We start from the raw sequence: 16,587 nt of genomic DNA on the forward strand, positions 1-16,587 counted from the left end.
AACTTGATAATAGAGAGAGGAGCATTCGGAGGAATGGCGGCGGAAATTGTGCGCGTTACTACAGAGGAGCAGCTGCAACAGGGGCTGGATATCCGCAAAAAGGTATTTGTAAAGGAACAAAACGTTCCTATGGAAGAAGAAATCGACGATTTCGACAAAATTGGACCGGACGTGCATCACGTGCTGCTGATTGACGATGGGATTTCCGTTGCCACGGGAAGATTAACCTATTACAGAGAGGGAACCGCGAAGATGCAGCGGATCGCCGTGCTGAAAGAGTACCGGGTCAAGGGCTACGGCCGGGTGCTGCTGCTTGCGCTGGAGGAGCTGGCCCGGGAGCTTGGACTTGAAACGTCCATTCTTGACGCGCAGTGCCGGGCGGAAGAGTTCTACCGCAAGCTTGGCTATGAAGTGATCTCAGAGAAGCCGTTCTATGATGCCGGGATACTGCATGTGCGCATGCAAAAAAAATTGTAGAACCGCATATCCGTCCCGTCCGCTGGACATGCTATGATGTGCCTTGTATATGGCAAATCTGGATTTAGGAGCGTGTTCATATGATGGGCGGAGAACGGGAACGTTTTGTGGCGGTTCGGAAGAACGGTGACGGCGATCTTACCTCATTTCAGACCTCAACGGGCCGCGTACTAAGCTATGAGCAGGCGCTGCAGGAAGTTCAGACGGGAGTTATCGCCGGTGTCAATGTGTTCAAAGGGAAGGACGGAGCCCCCCACATCCGAGGGGATGCCGACGGCGATCCGACCAATAATCTTGATCAACTGCCGCAGTTTTAACTGCAGCGCTAAGGTAATGGACTATCCGAGAGGCCGAAAAAGCCCGGGATAGTCCTTTTTTTATAAATAATACACCACATGCTGCTCCAAAAAATCCATTCCCGACGTCCGCCCGACGTAGTCCGGCTTTTCGTCGCCGTAATGCATCAGGGAGATCCGGCTGCGGATATCCTCGGGAAGACTTTTCAGTTCCTCCAGGGTGGTATGAACGACGCCTGCGCCTTCCAGCTGGCAGTCATGATAAATTTTTCGGCAGCCCCCGCTTCGCACGAGACTCGTCAAGAGCTCCGGCTCAAACGTCATGTCGGCGCTGTAAAATATCTCCTCGTTCAGCATGAGCGAATAGCTGTCTTTACCCGGAATATGCGGTGTCTGGATCAGGCGGACGGTGATTTCCGGCGAGAGGGAATACACCGTATCCGGCTTCAGCGGACGGACATGAAACGCGTCATCCAGCGAAGTAATGATGCCCTTCTGGTACAGCCCGCCCATCAAAGTATGCTCCCATAGAGGATCAACGAGCGCTTCGGGGAGCAAAAGAGTCATTTTGCGGCCGGTTGTATGGAGAAGTGTCAATGCAAGCTCTTCCAGCCCGCCGGCATGGTCGGCATGCAGATGTGTAATCAGCGTCGCTTCGACCTCCTCGAAGGAACGCCCCAGCTCATGCATGGCCAGCGGAGCGGTGATGCCGCAATCGATCAGCAGAGTATAGCCGCTGTCCATCAGGAGGGCATTATTGTTGAAATAGTTCTTGGTGAAGGCACTGCCCGTTCCGAGCATTTGCAATTTGACAGTCATTATTGATTACCTCCCGGGTTAGCCGTCTAATATATAATATCAAACGTTTGTAAACGCATGATGAAGCTATTGTCCTTCTTTTTCTCCGAAGCGAACGCCCCGCGATATGCTGACCCCAACAAAAACTTGTCCCGGAAGCCGCAACTTGCTCCTGCGGGTGAAGTATATATTAACAGCATGAATTAGTATGGAGGTCCAAGGCTATGAAAAAAAGATGGAGAAAAGTTGCGGTTTGCGTAATGATCTTTTCCCTAATGGGGGGTTCATTGTTATTTGCCGACTCGGTCTATCAGAAAGTGCGGGTGTGGAGTAACGGCAAGGAGCTTTCGGACGGCGGGTATTTAATCGATGGGAAAACCTATGTTCCCGTGCGGGAAATCGACGGGTTGATCGTTTGGAGCGATTCCGGCAAGGTGAAAATCCTTAAACCGAATGTGCACATATCCTTGTTCAAAGGTGATACCATTTTTGGCAAAGTCAAACTGGGTAAGCTGAAGTTCAGGGTGCTGTGTCAGGTGGACAGTCTGACCGACAATATTGCGAGTGTCAAGTTGTCGATTACCGATCCTTCCGGCAACGTCAAGGAACTCGATTCCAGTGATTTGGGCAGCGAACAGGAGGATAATTTCTGGTTCTCTACGAAGGATATTACTTACGATTTTAAAGAAAGCGGTAAATACCGTATCGGTTTCTACATGAAAGTGACCCGCAGCGGGGATTACTCGCTCGTGTCCGAGAAGGTCATCACCGCGCTCAATTAATGCTGTTTGCGGGTGCCTGTAAATTGACCTGAACTTGCCTTACGTGTTAACATACCAAATGTAGGATAATTCAATTCAAAGCGAGGTATTTTAATGAGCGATCACAAACATGAGCATGGCGGAGAATGCTGCGGCGGACATGGCCATCATCATGGACATAGCCATGAGCATGGCGGATGCGGCTGCGGGCACGACCACGACCATGAGCACGAGGAGTTTGTGCTGACCTTGACGAACGAGCAGGGCGAAGATGTTGAGATGGTGCTAGTGGAGACATTCGACGTAGCCGACAAGCTCTATGCGCTGCTGCTGGAACGCGAGAACCCGCAAGCCGACGGCATCATTCTGCGCATGGAAGAAGAAGACGAAGAAATGGTGCTTTACAATATCGAAGACGAAGCGGAATGGAAAGCTGTGGAAGAAGCTTACAACGAACTGCTTGCCAAGCAGGGATAGATTCGGACAAGATATAGAGGTCGGATCTGCTGCTTCAGCCGCCGACTGAAAGAAAACCCGATACCTTATGACCAGGTATCGGGTTTTTGTATGAGCCTAGAATATCGGGTCGGCCTCGACGATTACCTTAACATGGGTTAGCGTGCGATCCTCCGGCCCTTTGACGGGCAGGCCGATCTCCACATGGTCGAGGATATAATCGATGTTATCCTGTGTAATTACTTCTCCGGGAAGCAGTATCGGAATACCCGGGGGATAGACATATATGAATTCTGCGATAATGCGGTCGGCCGATTCCTTGAACGGTACAAGCTCCGTATCCGCATAGAGTGCGTCCCGCGGAGTGAGCGCTAGCTGCGGGATTTCCGGAACCTGTACTTTAAGCTCGTAGATGTCGCCTTTGCCGTAATGGATAGCTGACAATACCCGCAGCGCCGACAATAGTTTGTCTACAGATTGCTGGGTATCTCCGGGCGTAATTAGGCAAAGAATGTTATACATGTCGCTCATTTCGACTTCGATATTATATTTCTCACGCAGCCAATTCTCCGCTTCCCAGCCCGTAATGCCCAGATGGCGCACATGGATGCTCAGCTTGGTAGGGTCGTGATCGAAGGTGGCCTCCGTGCCAAGGATATCGTTGCCGAAGCTGTACAGGCCTTCGATTTCATTAACCGCTTCTCTGGCATATTTAGCCAGTTCAATTGCATGAGCCGCCATATCATGGCCGTTCAGCGCGAGATGGCGTCTGGCCGTATCAAGGGAAGCGAGCAGGATATAGGAGGTTGAAGTTGTCGTCAGCATGCTCATCATCGTCTGCACACGCTGCGGGTTAAAGAGGCCGGTGTCGGCATTAACATTGAGCACCGAACTCTGGGTCATGGAGCCGCCGAGCTTATGAACACTTGTGGCGGCCATATCCGCACCCGCCTGCATTGCCGACATCGGCAGCTCCTCGTGGAAATGGATCAGAACGCCGTGAGCCTCGTCTACCAGAACGGGAACGCCGTAGCTGTGGGCAAGCTCTACAATCGAGCGGAGATCGGCGCATACCCCGAAGTAAGTCGGGTTGATGACGAGCACCCCTTTGGCATCCGGATGACGCTGCAGGGCGCGTTTAAGAGAACTGGTCGTAATGCCGTGGTCGATGCCGAGGTTCTCATCCTGCACGGGGGATACGAAGATTGGCTTGGCTCCCGAGAAGATGATGGCGGACATGACCGATTTGTGAACGTTGCGGGGGACGATAATCTTCTCCCCGGGAGAGCAGACCGACAGAATCATCGTCATGATGGCTCCGCTTGTGCCTTGAACGCTGAAATAAGTATAATCCGCTCCGAACGCTTCCGCCGCCAGGTTCTGCGCCTGGGCGATCACGCCTTTGGGCTGGTGCAGGTCGTCGAGCGGTGCAATATTGATCAGATCTATGGAAAAGGCGTTATCACCGATGAATTCCCGGAACTCGGGATCGGTTCCGGCCCCTTTTTTATGACCGGGAATGTGAAATTGCACCGGATTTCCGGCAGCGTGCTTTTTTAGAGCCGTGAAGAGAGGGGTAAACGATTGATCCATTAATACTCCCACAACCTTTCTACAAGTAAAGTCGCAAACAAGTGAAGTATAACAAAACCATGATCATAATACTAGGATGTGATTTAATGCCCTCCAAAACCGAGCAGCGGATGCATATCAATCTGGCATCGCCGTTTATTATCGAGATGTGGATTATTATTTTTTTGGTTGAATTTGTGAAAGGGTCGCTGCTTGTCGCGCTGCTGCCCGTCTATATGGAGAATACACTCGGACTGTCCGTCACGGTGGTCGGTCTGGCCTTCGCGCTGCAATACTTGGGCGATAATCTGTTCCGCAGTCCTTCGGGATGGGTCATGGAACGGATCGGGTACCGCTGGACCATGACCGGAGCGCTGCTGCTGATTACGGTGGCCGTCATCCTGATTATTATTGCCACAGACGCGGTGTCTCTGTCACTGGCCTGCCTGGTCTTAGGGATAGGCGCGTCCCCGCTCTGGCCTTGCGTGATGACCGGCGTGACGGAGCTGGCCGGCTCCACCAAAAGCGGAAGCAGCGGCGCGGCCATGGGGGCTGTGGAGATGGCTTCCATGGCCGGGACGGGCATCGGGCCGATCACGGTCAACTTCCTGATGGAGCATGGCCATCAGAGCTACCGCGCCGTATTCTTCGTGCTGCTGGCCTTCGCCGTATCCGTGGTCGCAGTCGCCCTGCTGCTGCCTGCCCGGATTACCCACGGGTTCCATGCCGTAAGACATGGAGGGGATGAGCCGGGAACGGCTCATCCGAAGCTGTCCCCGCTAAAGAGCCTGCAGCGAAAGCTGCTTCAGGTGAGACAGTCGCTGAAGGTCAGCCGGCTGCTGTACCCGGCGCTGTTCCTGCAGGCATTCGCAATCGGGCTGATGACGCCGGTCGTTACCCTGTTTACCCGGACGGAGCTGAATCTGACGCCGTCCCAGTTCAATCTGCTGCTGATTGCCGGAGGCGGCATTACCGTACTGGCTCTAATTCCGGCGGGCAGGCTGGTGGATCGGATTGGCACGAAGGGTTTTTTGAGTGTCGGCTTCCTGCTTGCAGCGGTTTCGCTCGCGGCTTTCTCCATGGTTCGCTGGCTTCCGCTCGTGTTTGTTATAGTCCCTCTGGTCGGAGTCGGCTATGCGTTTATTTTGCCGGCTTGGAACGCTTTCCTTGCCAAGCAGGTCCCCAAAGGCGAGCGCGGTACGGTATGGGGATTATTTCTCACCTTGCAGGGCTCCGGGATGGTAGCCGGCCCTATTGTTTCCGGCAAGCTGTGGGATACGGTCGGCCATGGCGCTCCCTTTGTGGCGAGCGCATGCGTCATGGTGCTGCTGTTCATCCTGCATCTGATCATCGTGCGCCGCACGAAGCTGAGAACCGGGGAGTCGCACTAGGCGATTGCCGGTCACAATAAAACCGCCCGTTCTCCAGATGCTTTGGAGAACGGGCGGTTTTGCCTTGTGCGGGAAGGGATGCACCCGTAACCGGCCCGGTTAGAACGACATCCGGTATAAGGGAAGCAGCGTCTCGAACGTCTGTTCAATGACTTGAAGAAGCGCTTGTCCATCCCTAAGAACCGGATCGTCATTTCCGATGCGCAGTCCGCAGGTAACTTCCGCTTTCTTCACTTCCTTAAGACGGCGCGCCAGCTCGGCGAAACGGTCATCGTCCATGTCCGATTGCGGTATTCCGTGCGGGTCCAGATGGTCCGTGGACCAGAAATAATGACCCGGCAGCCGCTCCAAGGCCGAAGGTAAGCCGCCGGATAGCGCATCGGCGAAAATGGCTTTGTTCGGGCTCTCGTAAATAATCGCGAACACGATGAATAGATGGCTCCGAAACAGGCCGGTCTGAAAATGAGGCAGCGCTTTGTAGCCCCTTTTGCCGGGCCCCCAGGCTACCCAGGTATCATTCGGCGGGTGCACCGTACGCCGGGCGTGCTTGGCTACATGAGGGAACATCTCCTCCCCGCACAGGGCGGAAAGAAACGGGGCGACTTCGCCGCCGAGCGCCGTCAGCTTTGGCCGTACCTTGGCGATTAGAGCATCCATCCGGGGCTCGAGACCGTCAATGCCAAATACTTCAAAATCTTCTGCTGCAAATCCGTTGAACGACATATAGTGTAGTGTCACCTCTTAGTAGGATGTACTGGATTCATCATGCCGCGCGGCATTGTCCGCGAAACAGGCGTTTTGAATGATGGCGCAGCGGGTAAAAATAGTCAATAAACCAAGTTCCCGCTACATAAACTGAAGTATAAAATAAGTGTAGGATGAACGCAAAGATCATCACTGCGCCCTGGTTTTCTTCTCGGCTGCAGTCACGACTCCCGCAAGGGTAGAGACGCCAACGACAAGTGTGCCGGTTTTGCTATTTGCAAAACGTAAAGGAGGGAGTGCCGTGAATAAGAACGACGAGGTGGAGTATTGCAACCTGGAGCTCCGGTTTGACCGGATGCATATTCAGAATTTGATCAAGGATCTGATTCAGGAAGGCTATTCCTTGTATTGGAGCGAGAGCGACAGCCTGTTTGTCATATCGGTCCGTACCGGGCGCAAGCTTATCAAACTGCGGTTTCAACGGATTAAAGACGGCTACAAGCTGGTAGGCGATTACATGATACGCGACGCTCGCCTGTCCGAGTGGATGGAGAAGCTGATTGGCGATATGCGCGGCCATGCCGTCGTCAAGCGATTTCGCGACCGCCAGATCATCATCGAAAATATTTTGTTCGGCGAAGTGATCCGGCTCGTGGAAATATCGGGCTATCAGCAGAAAGTGCTCTATCAGAAAGGACCTTTGCTGTCGGATCAGGAGCTGACGAAAATGTTCTACTCGACCCTGGGCGAAGAGCGCGTCCGCGATCGCAGAATGGAAGTCGACGAGGAATTGGACCGGCTGAGTGACGCTTTGGCCCGGGGGGATAAGCAGCAGGTGAGGCTTTCCAAGGAAAAGCTTATGTTTTTGAGGAAGGAATTAATGAAGTTGGAATGGTAAATCCAGTGGGTATAGGCAAAGATTAGACACCTCTCTGGGAAGGGGTGTCTTCGATTTGCAAGGCAATTTTCCGTAGGGGTTCACTTCTGCTGCAAAAAGCGTTAAAATAGTTACATTGCGGGTCAAATTTCGTAATAGATGCATTTTGTCAATGAAATTGATCTCTTAAATGTTTCACAGAAAATAAAAAAACGTGCAAAGGGTGGAGGACTAGATGGCAAAACAACAAATCGGAGTTATCGGCCTGGCTGTAATGGGCAAGAATTTGGCACTTAACATCGAGAGCAGAGGCTTTACCGTATCCGTATTCAACCGTTCCCCTGAGAAGACCCATGACCTTCTCAAAGAAGCGGAAGGCAAAAATCTCACCGGCACTTTTACTATTGAGGAATTCGTTCAGTCGCTGGAAACTCCGCGCAGAATTCTGATCATGGTTCAAGCGGGTAAAGCAACCGATGCGACCATAGAGCAATTGATTCCGCATTTGGATCAAGGCGACATTATCATCGACGGAGGCAATGCCTACTTCCCGGATACGATCCGCCGCAACAAGGAACTGGAGGAAAAAGGCTTCCGCTTTATCGGCACCGGCGTATCCGGCGGCGAAGAAGGCGCGCTGAAAGGGCCTTCCATCATGCCTGGCGGTCAGGAAAGCGCGTATGAACTGGTAGAGCCGATCCTCACAGCGATCTCGGCCAAAGTGAACGGAGAACCTTGCTGTACATATATCGGACCGGACGGAGCGGGCCATTACGTGAAGATGGTGCATAACGGCATCGAGTACGGCGACATGCAGCTCATCTGCGAAGCGTACCAGCTCCTGAAAGACGTTGTGGGCCTTGATGAAAAAGAACTGCATGCGACTTTCGCCGAGTGGAACAAAGGCGAGCTCGACAGCTATTTGATCGAGATTACGAAGGATATCTTCGCGCAGTATGACAAAGAAACCGGCAAGCCGATGGTCGACGTCATCCTCGACGCCGCAGGGCAAAAAGGCACCGGTAAATGGACAAGCCAAAGCTCGCTGGATCTGGGCGTACCGCTGTCCATGATTACGGAATCCGTATTCTCCCGCTTCCTCTCCGCAATGAAAGAGGAGCGCGTAGAAGCAAGCAAAGTGCTGAGCGGACCGGCTGCCGTCGCGTTTGACGGAGACAAAGCCGAGTTTATCGAGAATGTACGCAGAGCGCTGTTCGCGAGCAAAATTGTTTCCTACGCCCAAGGCTTCGCACAGCTGCGCGTCGCTTCCGATGAATACGGCTGGAATCTGAAATACGGCAATCTGGCCAAGATCTGGCGCGGCGGCTGCATTATCCGTTCCCGCTTCCTGCAGAACATTACCGATGCTTACGAGAACAATCCGGAGCTCAAGAACCTGCTGCTCGATCCGTTCTTCAAAGACATCATGACTTCTTATCAGGATGCATGGCGCAAGGTGGTTGCCGAAGCCGTAACCCGCGGCATCCCGGTTCCGGGCTTCGCAAGCGCCCTGGCTTACTACGACAGCTACCGCACGGAGCGTCTGCCGGCGAACCTGCTGCAGGCGCAGCGCGACTACTTCGGCGCGCATACATTTAAGCGCGTGGACAAGGAAGGCGTCTTCCACCACGAGTGGATTGCCGAAGCGCAGTCGGAATAACGAGCCCTTCTTGCTTTCACGGCCCGGAAGAGCCCGCCTTCAGGCGGTTTTTCCGGGCTTTTTTAAATAAAAGCCGACATTGGGCAGAGCAATTATTGTGCTGTGTTTTCGCCCTGTGTTATGATAAGTCCAAAATATTGAGTAGGTGAACGTATGTCTGGAGACGAGATACTGCCAAAGACCGGGCCCGCAAATTCCGGCAATCTGATTCTGATTGGAATGATGGCAACAGGGAAATCGAGTGTAGGCGCTATGTTAGCCGAGCAGCTAGGTTATGAGCTCGTGGATCTGGATCATGTTATTATCCGAAAAGAGGGACGGAGCGTGCCCGACATTTTTGCGGAAGATGGGGAAGCATACTTCAGGGCCGTGGAGACGGAAGTGCTGCGGGAGACGCTGCGGGGCGGCAGGAAGGTAATCTCCACTGGCGGAGGCGCGGTGCTTGCGCCGGCTAATAGAGAAATGATGATGGAGAATGGTATCGTAGCGGCGCTCAGCGCCACGGCAGAGGCTATTATATCCCGGGTAGCCGAAGACAACAATCGGCCGCTGCTGGCCGGCAATACGGAAGAACGTGTAAGGCGGATTCTGGAAGAACGAAAGGACGCCTACAGCTTCGCGCATTGCACGGTCGATACAACGAACTTGACAGCGGCACAAGTGTGTCATCATATTTTAATGCACTACCGCGTTTTAGCTTTTAAGCATGTAGGCTAGTTTTCCAGCAGTTCATTCCATCCGATCATACCGCCGCTCAGGTTGGCAACGCCGCTATAGCCATGAGCATACAAGTATTCGCATACCCGCTGGCTGCGGGAACCGGAACGGCATATAAGAATAACCTCAGCATCTTCAGGGATCTCTGAGGTACGGTACGGAATATCGCCCATGGGAATATGCGCGGCGCCGGAGATCATACCGAGAGCTACTTCATCGGCTTCTCTGACGTCGATCAGAACCAATTCTTCACCGGATTCAATGCGCTGACGCAGCTCCGGGGCTGTGATTTGGGGAATACCATTCATGGATATGACCTCTTTCCTTGACAAGAATGGTTTAATGATAACATAAGGGTAGAACACCCTGTCAAACCAAGGGTACCCGGCATCTAATATACAACAATAAGGAGAACTGGAATATGGACGTTATTGTAAGGCCTACGCCGGAACTACACGGGGAAATCGGAGCTTTGTCCTCCAAAAATTATACGACGCGTTATCTGCTGGTAGCCGCGCTGTCAGAAGGCACGAGCACGATCTATCATCCGGCGCACAGCGAGGACAGCGACGCTATACGCCGCTGTATCCGCGACCTGGGGGCGGAGCTTACGGAGGACGACGAGAAGATCGTCATCAAGGGCTTCGGCCGCCGCCCCAAAGATGTCAAGGAGCTCAATGTGGGCAACGCCGGCGCGGTGCTGCGCTTCCTGATGGCGGTTGCCTCCCTGTGTCCGGAAGTGACCTTTGTGAATACATACCCGGACTCGCTCGGCAAGCGTCCTCATGACGACCTGATCGACGCTCTCGGCCAGCTTGGCGTGGAGGTCAAGCATAATGAAGGCCGCCTGCCGATCACGATCCGGGGCGGAAACCCGAAGGGAGGCCGCATCACCGTCTCCGGCGCGGTCAGCTCCCAGTATTTGAGCGCCCTGCTGTTCCTGACGCCGCTGCTTGAGGAAGACAGCGAGATCATTGTGCTGAATGATCTGAAATCGAAAGTAGTCGTAGGCCAGACGCTGGAGGTGCTGGAGCAGGCCGGAATCGTCATTCACGCGGCCGACGACTACATGTCGTTCAAGGTGCCGGGCGGGCAGTCTTATGAGGCCAAATCGTACACGGTGCAGGGGGATTACCCCGGTTCGGCGGCCGTACTTGCGGCAGCGGTCGTTACGAAGTCCGACGTAAAGATTCAGCGTCTGGCCGAGAACAGCCGGCAGGGCGAAAGAGCAATTATTGATGTGCTGCGCATGATGGAAGCGCCGCTCACCCATGAGAACGGGACGGTGCATGTGCAAGGGAACGGACGCCTTAAGGCCGTGGAATTTGATGGGGACGCGGCTACGGACGCCGTGCTCGCGATGGTTGCCGCCGCTGTGTTTGCGGAAGGGACCTCGAGGTTCTATAATGTGGAGAATCTGCGCTATAAGGAATGCGACCGGATCACCGATTATTTGGCCGAGCTGAGCAAGGCTGGGGCGAGGGTTGAAGAACGGCGGGACGAGATCATCGTGCATGGCAGACCGGAAGGCGTCGAAGGCGGCGTTACGATCAACGCGCACTTTGACCATCGCGTCATTATGGCCCTGACGGTCGTCGGGCTTCGCGCTGCGAAGCCGCTGCTGATCAAGGATGCGCATCATGTCGCCAAATCGTATCCGCAGTATTTTGACCATTTGCGGGCGCTCGGCGCGGATGTCGAGTGGGTAAAATAATTGCGCCACCGATAATTTATATAAGACAAAGGAGGCTGAAATCCATGGCTTTTGAGAATCCATCCAGGGAACAGATCGGGGATATTCTGGCCTCCGCCGGCAATATCGCCGTGGTGGGACTGTCCGACAAGAGCGACCGGACGTCCTATATGGTCGCCTACGCCATGCAGCTTAAGGGCTACCGGATCATTCCGGTTAACCCGTTGGTGAACGGCGAGATCCTTGGGGAGAAGTGCTATCATTCGCTCGCGGAGATTCCGGAGCCGGTTGACATTGTCAATGTGTTCCGCCGCAGCGAGTTCTGCGCGGAAGTCGCACGCGAGGCCGCGGCTATCGGCGCCAAGGTGCTATGGCTGCAGCAGGGGATTGTCAGTCCCGAAGCTGCGGAAATTGCCGCAGAGGCTGGCATGACGGCCATCATGGACCGCTGCATCAAGGTCGAGGAAGCAATAACGATGAACGGACGGAAACGTAACGTAAAGTAAGGATAAGGCACTTAAGAACGTCCTGACCGAAAGGGTAGGGCGTTTTTTAGCGCGTATGCATCCAGGAACAAATGGACTTGAAATGGAATATTTTGCTATTATGAAAATGTGCTAGCTTATTCTTTTGACAAAACGGAACACAGGCCGTACCATTCAATATAGTAAGAAAGGGGAGATACATCTTGAACTGGCTCGGATCATTGCAGCAGCTTGGGAGAGCCATCATGCTTCCCACCATGGTGCTGCCGGCGGCGGCCATTCTGCTCAGCCTGGGGAGCCTGCCATGGTCTGCCTGGGGGCTGGCTTCGGTTGCCGAAGCAGCGACCTATGCGGGTCAGGGGATTTTTTACTATATGCCTTATCTGTTTGCCGTCGGGGTCGCACTCGGATTATCCAATCAAGCCGGACCCGCCGGGCTTGCGGCGCTGGCGGGAATGTTCACCTATGACCGGATTGTGATGAAGCTGGGAGACGGCGCACTGCAGCCTGCGACGCTGATCGGCATTCTGCTCGGAATTGTCGCCGGCATTGCCCATAACCGGTTTAAAAATATCAAGCTTCCAGAGGCGATCCAATTTTTCGGAGGATCGCGTTTTGTTCTGCTCTTCATGGGATTGTTCTCCGCGCTGTTCGCCTGGCTCATGCTCGGCGTCTCTCCGCTGATTCAGTATGGCCTTGACGGTCTGCTGCAGTTCGTCGACCGGACGGGAGGCTTTGGGCTGTTTGTATACGGCGTATTATACAGGGTGCTGACAGCCTTTGGGCTGCATCACATTTTGAACAACGTATTCTGGTTCCAACTGGGAACGTTTACGACGCCGGATGGCACAGTTGTTCAGGGAGATCTTCCTCGTTTTTTTGCCGGCGATCCTACAGCGGGCAGCTTCATGGCGGGACTATTTCCGATCATGATGTTCGCGCTGCCAGCCATTGCGTTTGCCATTATTCAGGAAGCCCGCGAAGATTTGAAGCCCCAGATCAAGAAGACGTTTCTGCGGGCAGCGCTCGTCTGCTTCCTGACAGGCGTGTCCGAACAGATCGAGTTCGCCTTTCTGTTCGCCTCTCCTTATCTGTTCGCTTTACATACGATCATGTCCGGTCTCGCCATGGCCCTGACGGCCGCGCTTGGAATTTATCACGGCTTTTCTTACTCGGCAGGGGCTATTGACTTTATATTGAACCTTCATTTAGCCCGGCGCGCCTGGCTGCTGATTCCGATCGGCCTCGTGTACGGAATGGTCTATTACCATCTGTTCCGCTGGGCGATCCGCCGATTTCAGATTCCGACACCAGGCCGGGAGGAAGGCTCTGAGCTTGGCGACTGGGCCGGTAATATACCGTACCAGGCACCGCTTATTTTACAAGCGCTTGGCGGCAAGGAGAACGTTGTGCAGGTCCAGGCTTGCATTACAAGGCTGAGGCTTACAGTGCATAATGACCGCCAGATCGATACGGGCGCGCTCAAGAGCCTTGGCTCCGCCGGCATCATTAAATTGGGCGGGGGGAATGTGCAGGTTGTCTTTGGGACCTACTCCGAGCTGATCCGCGAGGAAATCGACAAGCTGATGCTGCGCGATCTGCCGCAGGTGCTCTTTGGCGCCCCGATGCAGGGCAAAATGCTGCCGATTGAAGAAGTGCCCGATCATATTTTTGCGCAAAAATTGGTCGGCGACGGGGTTGCTTTTATTCCGGACAAGGGAGAGTTGGTCTCACCGGTATTCGGCAAAGTGATGCACATTTATCCCACGATGCATGCCATCGGCATTGCCACGCCGGAAGGGCTGGAGGTGCTCATGCATATCGGTATCGATACATCTCAGCTAAAGGGCCCGTTCCAGTCGGAAGTCAAAGAGGGGGATAGCGTCGAGCCCGGTCAGCTGTTGGTTAGGTTCGATCTGGACTACTTGAAGGAGCATGCCGCTTCGCTGGCCACCCCAATGGTTATTACCAATCCCGAACGCGTCAAATCCTGGAGCTACGCTCCGTTTAAGAATGTGAAAAAAGGACAATCCTCGGTGATGTCTGTCGTATTGCACGAAAGCAATGTTGGAGGGGTAGAATCATGATAACAGGTATAGGGGCCGCAGCAGGTGTTGCCATTGGAAAGGCCTTCGTTCTGCCGAACTGGGAATGGAGCATGCCGGAGACGCAAGTCAACCCGGTAGATCTGGCTCAAGAATTTGAGCGTTTGTATGAAGGAATCCGTACCTCCAAGGATGAGATTGAGTTTATTAAAAAAGAATTCAGAGAGGTTGTCGGTCCCGAGGAATCGAGTATTTTTGACGCTCATCTGGCGATTTTGGAAGACCCGGTATTCATGAGCGAAATCCGCGGAATTATAGAGAGGCAGTACAAAGCGGCAGAGGTGGCGGTTAAAGAGGCGATCGATCATTTCGTGGCCATGTTCGACCTGCTGGACGATGAATATATGAAGGAGCGGGCGGTCGATATCAAGGATGTCGGCAACCGGCTGCTGAAGCATCTGCTGGGGGCGCCGGAGGTTACGCTGCCTTCGGATACAAAGCCCTACATTCTGGTGGCGAAAGAGCTTTCCCCTTCACAACTGGCCCATCTGAATCCTAACTATGTGCTCGGCATAATAACGATGGCGGGAGGCAAAACGTCGCATTCCTCCATTATGGCGCGGGCGCTCGGCATTCCGCTGGTGGCTGGCCTGGAGAATAAACTCCAAAGCCCGATCCAGACCGGGGACTTCCTGATCATCGACGGGGATAACGGCAATCTGATCATTAACCCTGATAAAGCCACAACCGAGCATTACAGCGTTGTGCGCGACAGACAGCGGGAGAAGAGGGCGCAACTGGAGCTATTGTCCTCGGTGGAGGCAATGACCAAGGATAGAGTTCGGATGCGGCTCGCAAGCAATATCAGCTCCGTGAAGGAACTGGATATGGCATTAAAATACGGGGCCGAGGGCGTCGGTCTGTTCCGGACGGAATTTCTGTATATGGACAGGAAATCCTTTCCGACCGAAGAGGAGCAGTACGAGGTATACAAGCTTGTGGCGGAGAAGGTTGGCGAACATCCGGTTGTCATCCGCACCCTGGATATCGGGGGAGACAAGCATTTGGACTATTTTCAGCTTCCGGAGGAGGAGAATCCTTTCCTCGGCTACAGGGCCATCCGTATTTGCCTTGACCAGAAAGAGATGTTCAAGACGCAGCTGACGGCGATTCTGCGCGCAAGCGTACACGGCAACATCAAACTGATGTTTCCGATGATCTCTTCAATTGAAGAGGTAAGGGAAGCCAAGGCCCTGCTGGAGGAAGTAAAACAAGATTTGGACCGCCAGGGAATTCCATACGACCGCAAGCTGCCGGTTGGCATTATGATTGAGGTGCCGGCCGCGGTGATGATCGCCGATTTTTTGGCGGAAGAGGTGGACTTTTTCAGCATTGGGACGAATGATTTGGTGCAGTATGTGCTTGCGGTCGACCGGATGAACGAGCAGATTGCGCATTTATACCATCCGTATCATCCGGCAGTGCTGCGTATGATCCGCACAACCGTGGAATCTGCGAAGGCAGCAGGCATCGGCGTCAGCGTCTGCGGTGAACTGGCCGGCGACGAGCGTTCTCTCCCGCTGTGGCTGGAACTCGGTGTAACCGACCTTAGCATGTCGCCGCAGGCGCTGCTGAAGGTCAAGCACCGGACGCTGAATACGACGGCCTCTGAGGCAAGGGAAGTCGCCAAGCAGTGCTTCCGGAACCGGGAAATTGCGGAGAGCGAGAAGCAGCTCACTCAGTTTCTCGACAAACACATCATTCATTATGTGATGAAGAGCGACGCATAACCATTCGCAGATATAGAAAAAAATGGGGGCCTGGTATCGTTGCCGGGCTTTTTTTCCTTTAGCTTCATTCAATCAATCCAAGGTGTATATAATCGTGATACCCGGCAACGCCGTCAACGGGCAGTCCATGCTTCTTTTCATAATCTTTTAGAGCGATTTCGGTTGAGCTATTGAACTTGCCATTGCATTCACCATTGTAAAACCCTGCGCTTCGCAAACGGTATTGAATGATTTGAACGTCGCCGCCGCTATCTCCTTTAGCTAAAGTTCTGGGATTCATATCAAGTTTTCCAAATACATGGCCCCCGAAGCTTATTTTAGTCCCCACCCGTACAAATTCGTATAACTCCTCAACATCGTGGTTGTGCATTCGTATGCAGCCATGACTCGCATTATGGCCTATAGAATAGGGCCTGTTAGTACCATGAATACCGTAAAATCCCCACGGCACATTCAGTCCGATCCACCTGGTGCCAAACCCTTTCCCCCAATTTTTATGTTTGTTAATTACGGCATACTCGCCCACAGGCGACGGCGTTTCTTGTTTCCCCATAGCAATGGGATACTTCTTAATAAGCTGGCTATTTGAAAATAAAAGGAGTTGGTTCTTTTGAGGATCAACCCTTATCGATATGTTGTCTTTGTTAGGAACAGGTTCTGCAGCCGTAATTGGAATTGGATTGAAAATGTTTAATAAAAGGATAATTAACAATACCTTATGCACAGTCATACTCTAATAAATCCTCCCATTCCGAGATCGCATCATATTCTGCTACTTATAATGTCAAATCACATAAATTCTATCCATAATGTCCAAATGCATTGGGAGGGGATGAAACACACTTTACAAGTTGATTTCAAAAA

At 53.2% G+C, this 16,587-nt stretch carries 17 protein-coding genes; 12 read left to right on the plus strand and 5 right to left on the minus strand.

Translation table 11 applies throughout. The annotated features are described in order from the left end of the window. The first annotated feature begins 33 nt into the window (after positions 1–33). Both VK70_RS07745 and VK70_RS07750 read left to right on the plus strand, forming a co-directional pair. On the plus strand, positions 34–477 hold the full coding sequence (locus VK70_RS07745) for a GNAT family N-acetyltransferase (RefSeq protein ID WP_025695921.1): 444 nt from the start codon (positions 34–36) through the stop codon (positions 475–477). Between the two features lie 80 nt (positions 478–557). Further along, the gene (locus VK70_RS07750) at positions 558–794 is read left to right on the plus strand and encodes a DUF3892 domain-containing protein (protein WP_025695920.1); all 237 of its coding nucleotides are present in this window, start codon (positions 558–560) and stop codon (positions 792–794) included. A gap of 60 nt (positions 795–854) precedes the next feature. Here the strand turns inward: VK70_RS07750 and VK70_RS07755 are convergent, their stop codons facing one another. Next, positions 855–1,592, minus strand: coding sequence for an MBL fold metallo-hydrolase (locus VK70_RS07755; protein WP_025695919.1), 738 nt, complete (start codon positions 1,590–1,592; stop codon positions 855–857). 203 nt (positions 1,593–1,795) lie between these two features. On the opposite strand from VK70_RS07755, the gene VK70_RS07760 reads away from it, so the two are divergent. Beyond that, positions 1,796–2,353, plus strand: coding sequence for a hypothetical protein (locus tag VK70_RS07760; protein WP_025695918.1), 558 nt, complete (start codon positions 1,796–1,798; stop codon positions 2,351–2,353). A gap of 93 nt (positions 2,354–2,446) precedes the next feature. Then, positions 2,447–2,809, plus strand: coding sequence for a DUF1292 domain-containing protein (locus VK70_RS07765; protein WP_025695917.1), 363 nt, complete (start codon positions 2,447–2,449; stop codon positions 2,807–2,809). A gap of 96 nt (positions 2,810–2,905) precedes the next feature. Here the strand turns inward: VK70_RS07765 and VK70_RS07770 are convergent, their stop codons facing one another. Continuing rightward, positions 2,906–4,381: an aminotransferase class I/II-fold pyridoxal phosphate-dependent enzyme gene (locus tag VK70_RS07770; protein WP_046723086.1), complete on the minus strand. Its 1,476-nt coding sequence runs from the start codon at positions 4,379–4,381 to the stop codon at positions 2,906–2,908. A gap of 86 nt (positions 4,382–4,467) precedes the next feature. On the opposite strand from VK70_RS07770, the gene VK70_RS07775 reads away from it, so the two are divergent. Further along, entirely contained in the window at positions 4,468–5,751 is a 1,284-nt protein-coding gene (locus VK70_RS07775; RefSeq protein WP_025694120.1) for an MFS transporter, read from the plus strand. 99 nt (positions 5,752–5,850) lie between these two features. Here the strand turns inward: VK70_RS07775 and VK70_RS07780 are convergent, their stop codons facing one another. Beyond that, complete coding sequence (locus VK70_RS07780; RefSeq protein ID WP_025694119.1) at positions 5,851–6,474, minus strand: DUF1054 domain-containing protein; 624 nt, start codon at positions 6,472–6,474, stop codon at positions 5,851–5,853. A gap of 283 nt (positions 6,475–6,757) precedes the next feature. Between VK70_RS07780 and VK70_RS07785 the strand changes: the two genes are divergently transcribed. From VK70_RS07785 to VK70_RS07795, 3 genes are all read left to right on the plus strand, one after another. Then, on the plus strand, positions 6,758–7,354 hold the full coding sequence (locus tag VK70_RS07785; protein WP_025694118.1) for a hypothetical protein: 597 nt from the start codon (positions 6,758–6,760) through the stop codon (positions 7,352–7,354). Positions 7,355–7,568: 214 nt separating this feature from the next. Further along, positions 7,569–8,993, plus strand: coding sequence for an NADP-dependent phosphogluconate dehydrogenase (gene gndA / locus VK70_RS07790; RefSeq protein ID WP_025694117.1), 1,425 nt, complete (start codon positions 7,569–7,571; stop codon positions 8,991–8,993). A 153-nt stretch (positions 8,994–9,146) separates the two neighbouring features. Then, positions 9,147–9,710 (plus strand): shikimate kinase, encoded by a 564-nt coding sequence (locus VK70_RS07795; protein WP_025694116.1) that lies wholly within the window; start codon positions 9,147–9,149, stop codon positions 9,708–9,710. Here VK70_RS07795 and VK70_RS07800 read toward each other — a convergent pair. Further along, positions 9,707–10,018 (minus strand): rhodanese-like domain-containing protein, encoded by a 312-nt coding sequence (locus tag VK70_RS07800; protein ID WP_025694115.1) that lies wholly within the window; start codon positions 10,016–10,018, stop codon positions 9,707–9,709. The two genes, VK70_RS07795 and VK70_RS07800, sit on opposite strands and share 4 nt — an antisense overlap. Positions 10,019–10,131: 113 nt before the next feature. Here VK70_RS07800 and aroA point away from each other — a divergent pair, with 113 nt between their 5' ends. The 4 genes from aroA (at position 10,132) to ptsP (ending at position 15,723) form a co-directional block, all read left to right on the plus strand. Continuing rightward, positions 10,132–11,424, plus strand: a complete 1,293-nt coding sequence (aroA, locus tag VK70_RS07805) for a 3-phosphoshikimate 1-carboxyvinyltransferase (RefSeq protein WP_046723088.1) — start codon at positions 10,132–10,134, stop codon at positions 11,422–11,424. A 44-nt stretch (positions 11,425–11,468) separates the two neighbouring features. Beyond that, the gene (locus VK70_RS07810; protein WP_025688493.1) at positions 11,469–11,909 is read left to right on the plus strand and encodes a CoA-binding protein; all 441 of its coding nucleotides are present in this window, start codon (positions 11,469–11,471) and stop codon (positions 11,907–11,909) included. A 182-nt stretch (positions 11,910–12,091) separates the two neighbouring features. Next, positions 12,092–13,975: a glucose PTS transporter subunit IIA gene (locus VK70_RS07815; protein ID WP_046723090.1), complete on the plus strand. Its 1,884-nt coding sequence runs from the start codon at positions 12,092–12,094 to the stop codon at positions 13,973–13,975. Next, positions 13,972–15,723, plus strand: a complete 1,752-nt coding sequence (gene ptsP, locus VK70_RS07820; protein ID WP_025697063.1) for a phosphoenolpyruvate--protein phosphotransferase — start codon at positions 13,972–13,974, stop codon at positions 15,721–15,723. Before VK70_RS07815 ends, ptsP begins: the two co-directional genes overlap by 4 nt. A gap of 64 nt (positions 15,724–15,787) precedes the next feature. On the opposite strand, the gene VK70_RS07825 is transcribed toward ptsP, so the two are convergent. Further along, positions 15,788–16,453, minus strand: coding sequence for a L,D-transpeptidase family protein (locus tag VK70_RS07825; RefSeq protein ID WP_025697061.1), 666 nt, complete (start codon positions 16,451–16,453; stop codon positions 15,788–15,790). Between the last annotated feature and the right edge of the window lie 134 nt (positions 16,454–16,587).

Source organism: Paenibacillus durus ATCC 35681, from assembly GCF_000993825.1.
Taxonomy (GTDB): domain Bacteria; phylum Bacillota; class Bacilli; order Paenibacillales; family Paenibacillaceae; genus Paenibacillus_AQ; species Paenibacillus_AQ durus_B.

Excerpts from the sequence above, each read along its gene's own strand:
- gndA (WP_025694117.1), top strand. The coding sequence starts at position 7,569 with ATGGCAAAACAACAAATCGGAGTTATCGGCCTGGCTGTAATGGGCAAG.
- aroA (WP_046723088.1), top strand. The coding sequence starts at position 10,132 with ATGGACGTTATTGTAAGGCCTACGCCGGAACTACACGGGGAAATCGGA.
- VK70_RS07800 (WP_025694115.1), bottom strand. The coding sequence starts at position 10,018 with ATGAATGGTATTCCCCAAATCACAGCCCCGGAGCTGCGTCAGCGCATT.
- VK70_RS07745 (WP_025695921.1), top strand. The coding sequence starts at position 34 with ATGGCGGCGGAAATTGTGCGCGTTACTACAGAGGAGCAGCTGCAACAG.
- VK70_RS07755 (WP_025695919.1), bottom strand. The coding sequence starts at position 1,592 with ATGACTGTCAAATTGCAAATGCTCGGAACGGGCAGTGCCTTCACCAAG.
- VK70_RS07825 (WP_025697061.1), bottom strand. The coding sequence starts at position 16,453 with ATGACTGTGCATAAGGTATTGTTAATTATCCTTTTATTAAACATTTTC.
- VK70_RS07760 (WP_025695918.1), top strand. The coding sequence starts at position 1,796 with ATGAAAAAAAGATGGAGAAAAGTTGCGGTTTGCGTAATGATCTTTTCC.
- VK70_RS07775 (WP_025694120.1), top strand. The coding sequence starts at position 4,468 with ATGCCCTCCAAAACCGAGCAGCGGATGCATATCAATCTGGCATCGCCG.
- VK70_RS07750 (WP_025695920.1), top strand. The coding sequence starts at position 558 with ATGATGGGCGGAGAACGGGAACGTTTTGTGGCGGTTCGGAAGAACGGT.
- VK70_RS07795 (WP_025694116.1), top strand. The coding sequence starts at position 9,147 with ATGTCTGGAGACGAGATACTGCCAAAGACCGGGCCCGCAAATTCCGGC.
- VK70_RS07780 (WP_025694119.1), bottom strand. The coding sequence starts at position 6,474 with ATGTCGTTCAACGGATTTGCAGCAGAAGATTTTGAAGTATTTGGCATT.
- ptsP (WP_025697063.1), top strand. The coding sequence starts at position 13,972 with ATGATAACAGGTATAGGGGCCGCAGCAGGTGTTGCCATTGGAAAGGCC.
- VK70_RS07765 (WP_025695917.1), top strand. The coding sequence starts at position 2,447 with ATGAGCGATCACAAACATGAGCATGGCGGAGAATGCTGCGGCGGACAT.
- VK70_RS07770 (WP_046723086.1), bottom strand. The coding sequence starts at position 4,381 with ATGGATCAATCGTTTACCCCTCTCTTCACGGCTCTAAAAAAGCACGCT.
- VK70_RS07810 (WP_025688493.1), top strand. The coding sequence starts at position 11,469 with ATGGCTTTTGAGAATCCATCCAGGGAACAGATCGGGGATATTCTGGCC.